General features: G+C 71.0%; 1 protein-coding gene. It reads right to left on the bottom strand.

The genetic code is table 11. From position 1 onward, the window contains the following. Positions 1-14,223, bottom strand: coding sequence for a non-ribosomal peptide synthetase (locus O7632_RS17080; protein ID WP_278115537.1), 14,223 nt, complete (start codon positions 14,221-14,223; stop codon positions 1-3). Positions 14,224-14,233: the final 10 nt, after the last annotated feature.

Raw genomic sequence — 14,233 nt, 5'->3', positions numbered from 1 at the left:
TCAGGGCCTCCAGTCGGCGAGGAGACGATTCAGCTCGTCCGGCGGCAGGTCCACCAGCGGCGGGTCCGGCGGTCGCGCTGCCGGCGGGTCCGGCGTGGGTGCGGCCAGCGTTTCCCGCTGCGACGCGTCGACCACCAGTACGGCCAGGCAGTCGTCCCAGAGATCGGCCAGCCGCTCGATCTGGGCCGGGCGGAACAGGCCGCCGGCCCACGACCAGGTCACCACCAGGCGTGGCCCGGCCGGTCCGTCGACCAACGCGGTGGTCAGCTCCAGGGCGTGCGCCAGGGGTAGTCGCGGATCGGCGGCGGCCACCAGCGGTCCGTCGGTGGGCAGCAACCGCCATTCCGTACGATCCGGCGCGGAATCGGTGTACCGGCCGAGGTGGTTGACGACCAGTTCCGGCCGGGGCAGCGCCGCCAACTCGGTGGCGGTGGCGGGATTCAGATAGCGCAGCAGTCCGAAGCCGAGGCCCCGGCTCGGCAGCGCCCGTACCTGCTCTGTCACCCGCAGCAGACCGGACACGGTCGCGCCCGGTCGCCACCTGCCCGGGTCGAGCCGGGCCGGGGCGAGGGTGGTGAACCAGCCGACCGTACGGGACAGGTCGACGTCGTCGATCGCGTCGCGACCATGCCGCTCGATGTCGAGCAGGACGGCGGAGTTCCGCCCGCCGGTGTTCTCCTGCCGCCACCGCGCGAGCGCGAAGGCTGTCGTGGTCAGCACGATCTCGTCCACTCCGCAGCGCAGCCGCGTCGGCAGGTCCACCTGGATCGGTGCGGCGATGTCGCTGGGCGCGACTCGACGCAGGTGCCGTAGCGTCGCCTGGGTGTGCTCGACGGTCAGCGCCGCGCAGCCCAGCGTCGCGTCGGACGTCGCCGTCGCGTCGGACGTCGAGCCGGGCGGATCCAGCAGTTCCACCCAACCCGCCGTCTCAGCCACCACGACCGGGTCGGTGGCGAGTTCGACGAGGCGGGCCGCCCATCGACGTGGCCCCGTACGAGGTATCGGCAGCGACGTCGGCGACCCGGCACGGACCGCTCTCCAGGCGGCGGCGAGATCGGCCACGAGGATCGGCCAGGAGACCGCGTCGACGCAGAGGTGGTGCACGACGAGCAACAGTTCTCCGGGACCGCTGGACCCGGCGTCACACCAGACGGCCTGCACCGTGACACCGTGACCGGGGTCGAGCCGACGCCGGGCCCGCTCGCCCTCGGCGGCCAGCGTCCTGCGGCGCGACTCGTCACCAGGATCCGCGATCCGCCTGATCAGACTCGCGGCCTCGACGGCGCCGGGCGGCTGAACCCGCAGCAGTGGCGCCGTCGGCGCTGCGTCGATCCGCAGCCGGAGCGCGTCGTGGTGATCGATGACGGCCTGGAGCGCGGCCGCCAGGTGCTCCATCCGCAGCCCCGGTGGAACGCGGATCATCGCTGACTGGTTGAAGCCGTCGATCGGACCGTTTCTGCCGTACAGCCAGTGGACGATCGGCGTCATCGGCATCGGTCCGGCACCGGGCGGGTCACCGGCGCCGTCGCCGACCGTTCGCTGGCCGGCGGTACGGGCCAGGGCGGCGAGGCCGGCAGCGGTCGGCTGCTCGAACACCTGCCGGGGCGTGACGGCGACGCCGGCGTCCCGCGCCGCCCGAGCGACGTGCAGGACGTGGATACTGTCGCCGCCGAGCTGGAAGAGGTTCGCGTCCGGATCGACGTGGGGTAGTCCGAGTACGGCGGCGACGACCCCGCACATCAGTTCCTCGGCTTCGTCGCGAGGCGCCCGCCCGGCGACCGCCGGTGCCGGCGGCTCCGGCAGGCGACGCCGGTCGACTTTGCCACTCGCGGTCAGCGGCAGCTCCGCGAGCACGACGACGGTGGACGGCACGAGGTAGTCCGGCAGGATGCCGGTCAGGTCGGCACGCAGCGCGTCGGGATCGACGTCGAGGCCGGGCGTCGGTACGACGTATCCGATCAGCCGTGGCCCGCCGGACCGGTCTGGTCGCACCACCACGGTCGCCTGCGCGACCGTCGGTTGACGGACCAGCGCGGCCTCGGCTTCGCCCGGCTCCACCCGGAACCCGCGGATTTTTACTTGGTCGTCGGTGCGTCCGAGGTAGACGAGCTCCCCGGCGCTTGTTCGGCGGACCAGGTCGCCGGTGCGGTACATCCGCGTGCCCGAGCCGTTCGGCTCGGCGACGAACCGGGTCGCGGTCAGACCGGGCCGGTACAGGTAGCCACGGGCCAGCCCGGCACCGGAGAGGTAGAGTTCGCCGGCTACGCCGATGGGCACCGGTCGCAGCCGGTGGTCGAGGACGTGGCACCGGACGTGCGGCAGCGGGCCGCCGATCGAGTTGTCGGGATGATCCGGGCCGATCTGGGCGGCGGTGGCGTAGATGGTCGCCTCGGTGGGTCCGTACAGGTTGTAGGCACCGGTACCGGTGCGGCGCAGCGTTTCGGCCAGGTCTGCGGGCAGCGCTTCTCCGGCGGTGAGCAGTCGCATCGGCGGCCAGCCGTCAGCGACCGCCAGCAGAGCCCGCCACAGCGATGGCGTGGTCTGGAGTTGGGTGGTGCCGTGTTCGGCGGCCAGTCGGGCGAGGCGGTGCGGGTCGCTGGTGTCGTCGGCGGTCGCCAGGACCAGGGTCGCGCCGACGAGCAGTGGAGCCAGGACGTCGTAGCCCGCGATGTCGAACGCGATGCTGGCGACGGCCAGTACACGGTCGTTCGGCTCGACCGGCATCCGTTCGGGAATTCCGGACAGAAGAGCGGCCAGCGCGCGATGGCTCACCGCGACTCCCTTGGGGCTGCCGGTGGAGCCTGAGGTGTAGATGACGTAGGCGAGGGCGTCCAGGTCCGGCGCCGGCAGCGGAGCGGGTCCGTCCTGCGGACGGCCGCCCTCCGGGTGATCGTCCTCCGGGTGATCGCCGGATTCATCCACGCGAACGGTCCGCACCCCGTCGGGGGCGAGGTGGGCGGTGCCGGCGTCGGCCAGGAACACGGTCGGGCCCGCCTCGGCGAGGATGGCGGCCGTCCGGGCGGCAGGCTGGCCCAGGTCGAGCGGAAGGTACGCGGCACCGGCCGAGACCGTCGCCAGGAGTCCGACGATCAGCTCCGGCGACCGGGGCAGAGCCATCGCCACGATGGTCTCCCGGCCGGCCCCGGCCGCGCCGATGCGTCGGGCCAGGCCGTCGACCCGCTCACCCAGGTCCCGGTACGACAGGGTGCGCGGCCCGCAGCACAGCGCCGTGGCGGACGGCCGTTCGGCGACGGTCGCACGGAACCGTTCGACGACGGTACGGAGTTCTCCGGCGACCACTCCCGTCAGTCGCCCTGTCGACTCGTCCGACTCCCCCAGTTCGACGGCGCTGATCGGCAGGTACGGATCCTCTGTGACCGCTGCCAGGAGCTTCGTGGTCATCGTCGCGATCCGGTCGGCGGTCGCCGGGTCGAACAGGTCGGCGGCGTACTGGACGGCGGCGTCCATCCCGGCGGGCCGGTCATCGTCGCGCCGCTCGGTGAAGGCGAAGAACAGGTCCACTTTGGCCTCGCCGGACGGTACGGGCTCGAGGGTGGCCCGCACGTCGGGCAGGTCGAGCACGGGCGCGGGGGCGGAGTCGACGGTGAGCATGGTCTGGAACAACGGATGCCGGGCCGGATGCCGCCCCGGCCTGACCATCTCCACCAGGTCCTCGAACGGCACGTCCGCGTGGTCGTAGGCCGCCAGATCGACCCGACGAACCCGGTCCACCAGGTCGACGAACCGGGGATCACCGGAGACGTCGACCCGCAACACCAGGGTGTTGACGAAAAACCCGACCAGATCGTTCAACGCCGGATCACCCCGACCGGACACCGGCGTACCGATCGGCACGTCGACACCCGCACCCAACCGGGTCAGCAGCGCCACGACCACCGCGTGCACCACCATGAACACCGTCGCCTGACACCGCCGCGCCAATGCCACCACCGACGCGTGCAGTGCCGCGTCCACCGTTATCCGGGCCACGCCGGATCGCGCCGAGGTGGCTCCGGTACGGCGTCGGTCGTGGGGTAGGGGGATCTCGTCCGGCAACCCCCGCAACACCCCACCCCAAAATTCCCGCTGCCACCCCACCTCACCCAACACCCGCTCATGCCACACCGAATAATCCGAATACCGCACCGGCAACGGCGCCCACCCCGGCACACCCCCACCCCGCCGCGCCACATACGCCAACCCCAAATCCCGCACCAACGGCCCCAACGACCACCCATCCGCCGCCACATGATGAACCACCACCACCAACACCCACTCATCCACACCCACCGACAACAACCGCGCCCGCACCGGCAACCCCGACGACCCCACACCAAACGACTCACCCACCAACCCACCCACCACCGACCCCACCTCACCCACACCCACCGACTCCACCACCAACTCCACCCCCGACCCCACCTCCACCACCCGCTGCCACAACCCACCACCCTCCTCAACCAACACCGTCCGCAAACCCTCATGCCGACCCACCACATCAACCCACGCCGCCCGCAACGCCTCCACCACCAACGACCCCCGCAACCGCACCACCACCGGCACGTGATACGCCGACGACCCCGATACCAACCGATCCAACAACCACAACCGCCGCTGCCCCGCCGACGCCGCCACCAACCCCCCACCCTCCCGACGACGCAACACCGGACGCACCACCCCACCACCCACCGACAACCCCGCCGCCAAACCCGCCACCGACGACGCCTCGAACACCGCCCGCACCGGCACCGACACCCCCAACGCCGCACCCAACCGACCCGCCACCCGCACCGCCGCCAACGAATCACCACCCAACTCGAAAAACCCCTCCTCCAACCCCACCTCCCCCACACCCAACACATCCGCCACCACCCCCGCCACGATCTCCTCCCGCGCCGACCCCACCACCCGCCCAGACCCACCCACCCCCACCGACAACCCCACCAACGCCGAACGATCCAACTTCCCGTTCCCCGTCAACGGCAACCCATCCACCACCATCACCACCGACGGCACCAACGCCCCCGGCACCACACCCCCCATCCACCGACGCACCTCCACCGGATCCACCACCACCCCCGCCACCGGCACCACAAAACCCACCAACCGACCATCACGCACCACCGCCGCCGCCGCCGACACCCCCACACACCGCGCCAACACCACCTCCACCTCACCCAACTCCACCCGATGACCCCGCACCTTCACCTGACCATCAACCCGACCCACGAACTCCACACCACCCCCCACCCGCCACCGCACCACATCCCCACTCCGATACATCCGCCCACCCACCACAAACGGATCCGCCACAAACCGCGACGCCGTCACACCACCCCGACCCCGATAACCCCGACCCACCCCCACACCACCCACATACAACTCACCCACCACACCCGGCAACACCGGACGCAACCACCCATCCAACACATAGAAGATCGTGTTCCACACCGGCTGTCCGATGGGGACCACACCATCACCAAACGGCGCCCCCGGCGGGATCCGGTGGGCCAGGCAGCCGACGGTGGCCTCGGTCGGGCCGTACTCGTTGACGACGGTGAGGTCCGGCCGACGGGCCCGCCAGCGGCGCACGGTGTGGCCGGTCAGCTGCTCCCCACCCACCACGAGGTCCCTTGTCGGCGCCGACGCAGGGTCCAGTTGCAGGTGGCTCGGGGTGAGTTTGAGGAACGTGGCGTCGGCGGCGTCCGCCAGGTCCGCCACCCGGATCTCGCCACCGGCCAGGCTGGTGGCGACGAGTGTGGTGACGGCCAGGTCGGCAGCCGGGGAGGAGTGCGCCACGGCCACACCGGACAGGCCGGGGTACGCGTCGACCGCCCACGCGACGTAGTTGGCCAGCGAGCGATGCTCGATCTCCACGCCCTTGGGAGTACCGGTGGAGCCGGAGGTGTAGATAACGTAGGCCAGGTCGGCGGGATGCGGCAGCGCCGTCGTGGCAACGACTTCGGTGGCAACGGCTTCGGTGTCGCGCAGTACCGTACGGATGTCGGTCGCGTCGAGGGTGAGCGCGGGAGCGGCGTCGTCGACGATCACGCGGTTGCGGGCCGGTGGTGCGGAGATGTCCAGTGGGAGGTAGGCCAGGCCGGCGCGCATGACTCCCCACATGGCGGCGATCAGCTCCACGCCGAGCGGCATGGCCAACGCGACCAGTTCTCCCCGTTGAATGCCGCGAGCCATCAGCCACGCCGCGATGGTCTCGGCGGCCCGCCGGAGTTGGCCGTAGCTCGTGGTCGTCCCGCCGGCGGTCACCGCCGGCGCGTCGGGGAACCGCCGCGCTGTCCGGTGGAACTCCTCGACGACGGTCCGGTAGCCGATGTGCCGTCCGGTCTGGTTGGCGTTGTCCAGCAGACGGCGTTCACCGTCGGTGTACAGGTCGACCGCCGACAGGCGTACCTGGGGATCCGCGGTCACCGCGGTGAGGAGCGTGACGAAGCGGGTGGCGATGCCTTCGATCGTCGTCCGGTCGAACAGCGCGGTGGCATAGGTGATGGTGCCGCGAGCCCGCGCGTCCCCGCCCGAGGAGTCAGGTGTGGACAGCGAGATCGACAGATCGACCTTCACGTGTCGGACGGCGACCGGCTCGGGGGTGGCCCGCACGTCGGGCAGGTCGAGCACGGGCGCGGGGGCGAAGTCGACGGTGAGCATGGTCTGGAACAACGGATGCCGGGCCGGGTGCCGCCCCGGCCTGACCATCTCCACCAGGTCCTCGAACGGCACGTCCGCGTGGTCGTAGGCCGCCAGATCGACCCGACGAACCCGGTCCACCAGGTCGACGAACCGGGGATCACCGGAGACGTCGACCCGCAACACCAGGGTGTTGACGAAAAACCCGACCAGATCGTTCAACGCCGGATCACCCCGACCGGACACCGGCGTACCGATCGGCACGTCGACACCCGCACCCAACCGGGTCAGCAGCGCCACGACCACCGCGTGCACCACCATGAACACCGTCGCCTGACACCGCCGCGCCAACCCCACCACCGACGCGTACTGCGCGGACGTGAGGGTGAACCGCACCGTGTCGGCCTCGTCCTCGGCCGCCGGCGAACGCCGCCGGCCCTTCCCGGCGGCGCCGGCCGTGGGGTGAGGAGCTACGCCAAGCTGACCTCGGGGACGGTCGTGGGGTAGGGGGATCTCGTCCGGCAACCCCCGCAACACCCCACCCCAAAATTCCCGCTGCCACCCCACCTCACCCAACACCCGCTCATGCCACACCGAATAATCCGAATACCGCACCGGCAACGGCGCCCACCCCGGCACACCCCCACCCCGCCGCGCCACATACGCCAACCCCAAATCCCGCACCAACGGCCCCAACGACCACCCATCCGCCGCCACATGATGAACCACCACCACCAACACCCACTCATCCACACCCACCGACAACAACCGCGCCCGCACCGGCAACCCCGACGACCCCACACCAAACGACTCACCCACCAACCCACCCACCACCGACCCCACCTCACCCACACCCACCGACTCCACCACCAACTCCACCCCCGACCCCACCTCCACCACCCGCTGCCACAACCCACCACCCTCCTCAACCAACACCGTCCGCAAACCCTCATGCCGACCCACCACATCAACCCACGCCGCCCGCAACGCCTCCACCACCAACGACCCCCGCAACCGCACCACCACCGGCACGTGATACGCCGACGACCCCGATACCAACCGATCCAACAACCACAACCGCCGCTGCCCCGCCGACGCCGCCACCAACCCCCCACCCTCCCGACGACGCAACACCGGACGCACCACCCCACCACCCACCGACAACCCCGCCGCCAAACCCGCCACCGACGACGCCTCGAACACCGCCCGCACCGGCACCGACACCCCCAACGCCGCACCCAACCGACCCGCCACCCGCACCGCCGCCAACGAATCACCACCCAACTCGAAAAACCCCTCCTCCAACCCCACCTCCCCCACACCCAACACATCCGCCACCACCCCCGCCACGATCTCCTCCCGCGCCGACCCCACCACCCGCCCAGACCCACCCACCCCCACCGACAACCCCACCAACGCCGAACGATCCAACTTCCCGTTCCCCGTCAACGGCAACCCATCCACCACCATCACCACCGACGGCACCAACGCCCCCGGCACCACACCCCCCATCCACCGACGCACCTCCACCGGATCCACCACCACCCCCGCCACCGGCACCACAAAACCCACCAACCGACCATCACGCACCACCGCCGCCGCCGCCGACACCCCCACACACCGCGCCAACACCACCTCCACCTCACCCAACTCCACCCGATGACCCCGCACCTTCACCTGACCATCAACCCGACCCACGAACTCCACACCACCCCCCACCCGCCACCGCACCACATCCCCACTCCGATACATCCGCCCACCCACCACAAACGGATCCGCCACAAACCGCGACGCCGTCACACCACCCCGACCCCGATAACCCCGACCCACCCCCACACCACCCACATACAACTCACCCACCACACCCGGCAACACCGGACGCAACCACCCATCCAACACATAGCATCGCCAGCCGGGCAGCGGCTCACCGATCGACGCCCGGCCGGAAGCCACCACCTCGGCGGTGACCGGCAGATGTGTCACATGGACAGTCGTCTCCGTGATCCCGTACATGTTGATCAGCTCGGTGGTGGCACCGTGCCGCGACATCCACCCGGCCAGGCGACCGTGGGCCAGCGGCTCACCGCCAAAGATCACCAGCCGTACCGCGAGGTCGCCACCAGGGGCCGCCGCGTCGATCGCGTCGAGCGCCCAGAAGGCCGACGGCGTCACGTTGAGCACCGACACCTGGTGCTCCGCCAACGCCCGCCACCACAGGTCGGCCGACCGGACCACATGCGACGCGAGCACGACGAGCCGCCCGCCGTGCCGGAACGCCCCCCACATCTCCCACACCGAGAAGTCGAAGGCGACCGAATGCGCCAGCGTCCAGACGTCCGGCTCGTCCGACCTGGTGTAGCGGTCGGTCGCCGCGAGCAGTGCCATCACGTTCGCGTGGCACACCGACACCCCTTTGGGTTCACCGGTCGAGCCCGACGTGTAGATGACATAGGCCTCGTCGGCCGCGCTCGCGGGACCGCCGGCTCGATCGTCGGGCGGCTCCGCGCCATCAGCGTCACCACCGCCGACGACCGCGCTAGCCGGCCCTTTCCCGGCGACACGCGGCCCTGCCCCGGCGACCTGGTCGTCGAGCTCCAGGACCACCCCGGAGAAGCCAGACAGGTGGTCGGCCAGCTTCCGGACGGTCACCGCGCACGCGACCTCCGCGTCGGCGAAGACCGCCATCACCCGGGCGGCGGGGAAGTCCGCGTCGACCGGCACATAGGCGGCGCCGGACCGCAACACCGCCACGATCGTGACCGGAAGGTCGACGGTACGCGGCAGCCAGACACCCACCCGCTGCCCACGGCCGACGCCAAGGCCGCGCAGCCGGGCGGCCAGCCGCTCCGCGGCGGCGTCGACCTGCGCGTAAGTCATCCGGGCCGTGTGATCGGAGACGGCGACAGCCTCAGGAAACCGGCGCGCGGTGGCGCGGAACATCTCCGTCAACGTCTGGTCGGGAAGCGGTGCCGGCCGGGACGGCGGCAGGTCCAGACCCAGCGCTCGACGCTCGACACCGGTGAACAGGTCATGCCCGCCGATCGGCGCGTCGGGGGCGCTCAGCACGGCATCGATCAGTCGACCAGCCCGAGAGGCGATCGACTCGGCGGTGTCCCGGTCGAACACCGCGCTGCGGTACTCGAGGTACCCCGTCACACCTGCCGGCTCCCCGGCCTCGTCGTGTTCCTCGCTGAAGTGGAACGACAGGTCGAACTTCGCGGTTGCCGTCGGGACGGTGCCCAGCCGGGCTTCGACACCTGGCAGCGTGATCCTGGTGACAGGCGCCTCGTCCACTGTCAGCAGAACCTGGAACAGTACCTGCGACGCACCATCGCGCTCCGGTCGCAGCCGCCGGACCAGAACGTCGAAGGGCAGATCGGCGTTGGCGTAGGCGGCCAGGTCGGCGGCCCGAACTCGATCCAGCAACGTACGGAAGCCGGGGTCGCCAGCGGTGTCGACCCGCAGGACCACGGTGTTGACGAAGAAGCCGACGACGTCATCGAGCGCCCCGTCGTCACCACGACCGGCCACCGGCGTACCGATCGGGATGTCGCTCCCCGCGCCCAGTCGCGTCAACAGGGCCGCGATCGCGGCGTGCACGACCATGAACGAGCTGGCCCGGCGCTCCTGGGCCAATGCCCGGATCGCCCGGTGCAGCCGAGGAGGCAACATGATCGGCACCCGGTCGCCACGGTGATCCACCGGATCCGCGTCGACCCGGTCGACGGGCAGATCGATCCGGGCCGGCAGGCCGCTCAACGCCGAGGTCCAGTACCCGAGGAGCGCACCCAGGCGCCCGGCCGGGTCGTCGGCTTCGCCCAGGACGCCGCGGGTACGGCGGGCGTGCTCGACGTACGACGTTGGCGTGCGCGGCCAGGTTGGGGCGGTTCCCCCGCTTCGCGCCGCGTACGCCGCAGCCAGGTCACCGACCAGCGGGCCGAGAGACAGTCCGTCCGCCGCGATGTGGTGCAGCGACAGCAACAGGACGTGCTCCCGGTTCGACAGGACGAACAGCGCGGCCCGCAGTGGTGGTTCGGCGGCCAGGTCGAACGGCCGGCGCGCGGCCTCAGCCACGACCGTGTCGAGCTCGGCCGGTGTCACCGACAGCCGGTCCAGGACGATCGGTCGCGGAGCGAGGACCTTCTGGCGGGGGCCGTCCTCGGTCTCCTCGACGACGGTACGCAGGGTGGCGTGCCGGGTGGTGAGGTCCGTCAGCGCGGCGGTGAGGGCCGCGACGTCCACCTCGCCGGTCAGGCGCAGGGTGAGCGGTACGTGATAGCTGACATCCGCCGGGTCGAGGCGGTGCAGGATCCACAACCGCTCCTGGGCGTGTGACAGCGGGGCGGCGACGGTCACCGGCGACGGCTGCCCGACATCCGACGGCACCGCCGCGTCGAGCTGGCCGGCCAGCCGGCTCGGGGTCGGATGGTCGAACAACGCCGCCACCGTCAGCCGCGCACCCAGGTCGGCGCGGATCCGGGCGATGAGCCGTGCCGCGCGCAACGAGTGCCCGCCCCGCTCGAAGAAGTTGTCGTCCGGGTCCACCGCCGAGACGTCGAGTACCTCGGCGAACAGCCGGCACAGTTGGGACACCTGTGACGCGGACGGTTGCACCGCACCCGGAGTCCGATCGTCGGCGACAGGCGGATCCTGATCGTCGGCGACGGAGGGCGGCCCGTCGCGTAGCGCCTGGCGGTCGAGCTTCCCGTGCGGCGTTCGGGGAAGGTCGGCGAGGATCGTGACCCGGGCGGGCACCAGGTAGGGCGGCAGTCGCCGGGCGGTGTGTGCTCGTAGCTCGGCGGGTTGCGGGGTCCGGCCCGGGGCGGCGACGGCGTAGGCCGCGAGTTCTCCCTGCTCCACCCGGGCCACCACGGCCGCCTGGGCGACGTCCGGGTGGTCGCGCAACACGGTTTCGACTTCGCCGATCTCCACCCGGAATCCGCGGATCTTCACCTGGTCGTCCGCGCGCTCCAGGTACTGGAGGCTGCCGTCGGCACGGCGTCGCACCAGATCGCCGGTGCGGTACATGCGGGTTCCCGGCGCGCCCGACGGGTCGGCGACGAATCGCGTCGCGGTCAGGCCGGGCTGACGAAGGTAGCCATCGGCCAGGCCGGAGCCGCTGACGTACAACTCGCCCTGGATGCCGCCCGGCACCGGCTGCAGATCAGGGTCGAGTACGTGCAGCCGGGTCCCGGGTAGTGCCGTGCCGATGTCGGGAATCCCGACGCCGGTCAATGGCTCGCTCATGCTGGCACAGACGGTGACCTCGGTCGGACCGTAGGCGTTGATCATGGTCCGGTCACCGGCCCACCGCGCGGCGAGATCTTCCGGACACGCCTCCCCCGCGCTGATCAGCACCGTCGATGGCGGGATGGCGTCGGGGGCGAGCGCCGCGAGCGTCGACGGTGGGAGCGTCGCGTGGGTGACACCCTGCGCGCGCAGCAGATCACCGAGATCGGTGACCGCCGGCTGGACCCCGTCCGGTGGCAGGATCAGCGTGCCACCGGTGAGCAGGCCCATCGTCACCTCCCAGAACGAGGCGTCGAAGCCGGCGGAGGCGAACTGCAGGACCCGGCTGCCGGGACCGGCACCGAGGCGTTCACGATGCGTCCGTACCAGCGCGGTCACACCGGTGTGGGGCACGACGACGCCCTTGGGTCGACCCGTCGAACCAGAGGTGTACATGACGTACGCGGGGCCGTCGGATCGGCGGCGGATGCCCGGCGGGTCGGCCGGGCGGGTGGCCAGCAACGGCGCGAGATCGTCCACGGCGAGCACCGGTACGCCGTCCGCCCGCAGCAGTGGCCGCTCGGCGGAGCGGGTGACGACGCAACAGGGCGCGGAGTCGGCCACCATCCAGTCCAGCCGGGCGCGCGGATAGGCCAGGTCGAGCGACAGGTAGCCGGCTCCGACCTTCCAGCAGGCGAGGATCGCGGCGCACCAGTCCGCGTCGCGGGGCAGGGCGAGAGCGACGATTCGGCCCGGTTCGACCCCGACGTCGAGCAGCAGGTGGGCGAGCCGGTTCGCCGTCAGGTCCAGCTGCGCGTACGTCGTCGACCGTTCGCCGTACACCAGGGCCACCGCCTGCGGATCAGCGATCCGCTGCGACTCGAAGATGGTGGCGCCGTCGACCGGCCCCACGCCGTCGGGTCGACGAGGACGGTCGGGCCCCGGCCTGTCGAGCACCGGACCGCCGAGGACCGGACCGCCGGACACCGGCCTGTCGAGCGCCGCCGCCGGCGCGGCCGCGTCGGGTTTTCCCAGTCCGACCCGGCCTAGTGAACGGGCGGCGGCCAGCCCCACGGCGAAGTTCTCCAGGAATCCGACGAAACCACGATGCAGCGCGTCGAGCGTCTCCAGCTCGTACGTGTCCTGGTTAGCCTCGAATTCGACCCGTAGATCCGCACCGTCGCGGCGGTCGTACACCGCCAGCGCCAAGTCCTCGACGTGGCGCTGGGACACGTTGTGGACGGTCGCCCGGTGACCGGCGAAGCTGACCCGCAGGTCGAACGACATCACGTTGATCGACGGAGTGAACAGCTGTCGCCGACCGGCTGCGGCTTCCCACTCGCGCCGCAGATCCTCACCCCAGTAGCGCTGATGGCGCAGGACCCGGTCGACCTCGGCGGCGGTGTCGGCCACCAGGTCACCGATCGGCGCGGCGGGATCCGTACGCAGCCACAACGGCAGTACGTTGGTCAGCATCGCCGGGGTCGTCCGGGCGAGTCGGGTCACCCGGCGGGCGACCGGCATCCCGACGAGCACATCGCGGGCGCCCCGCAGGTGATGCAGGTAGCCGCCCACCGCCGCGATCACCAGGCGGGACAACCGATGCCCGGACGAGTCCGCCGCCCGACGTACCTCGGCGGCCACCTCGGCCGGCAACACCGCGCTGATCCGCAGCGGAGGCCGGGTGGGCGGGCGAGGTGCCGCACCGAGCAGGGTCGGTCCGGGGCGCCCGGTCCCACGTTCCCGCCAATAGCGTCGGTCCACCAGGAATTCGTCGGATCGGAGGTAGGCCGCTTCTTCGGCGAGCAGGGCACGCAGCGACCCGAACCATCGGGGTCCGGGCTCGCGTCCCTCGTGCAGGGCGGTGTAGATCTCCGCGATGCGGCGGATGAACAGGGCGCCGCTCGCGCTGTCCACCGCGATGTGGTGACAGCGCATATAACAGAAGTATCTCCGCTGAGCAACCTTTATCACCGCCATGGCGAACAGCGGTCCGCCGGCAAGGTCCAACGGACGACCGGCGTCGGCTCGCATCCAGCTGGTCGCCACCGCGACGGGATCCGGGAGGTCGCTGACGTCGAGCAGCGTCGGTTCCCAGGCCGAGGGAGGACCCGTTGCCTGCCACGGCACACCGTCGCGTTCTCCGAACCGCAGGTGCAGGGTGTCCGTCTCCTCGACGGCCATGCGCAACGCGACGACGAACATGTCCACATCGATCGCGCCATCGATGTCGAGGTATTCGCCACCACGATAGGTCGGAGCGCCCGGATCCTGTGCGACCGCGTGCCAGATTCCTGCCTGCGCCGGCCACAGGGGATGGATCTCTTGGAGATCATCGGGGCATGCAGGCATGACCACCCTC

The sequence above is a fragment of the Solwaraspora sp. WMMD406 genome (assembly GCF_029626025.1).
GTDB lineage: Bacteria > Actinomycetota > Actinomycetes > Mycobacteriales > Micromonosporaceae > Micromonospora_E.
Note: the sequence above shows the minus strand (reverse complement) of the source record. Positions and strands in the feature narration are given on the sequence as shown.

Excerpts from the sequence above, each read along its gene's own strand:
- O7632_RS17080 (WP_278115537.1), bottom strand. The coding sequence starts at position 14,223 with ATGCCTGCATGCCCCGATGATCTCCAAGAGATCCATCCCCTGTGGCCG.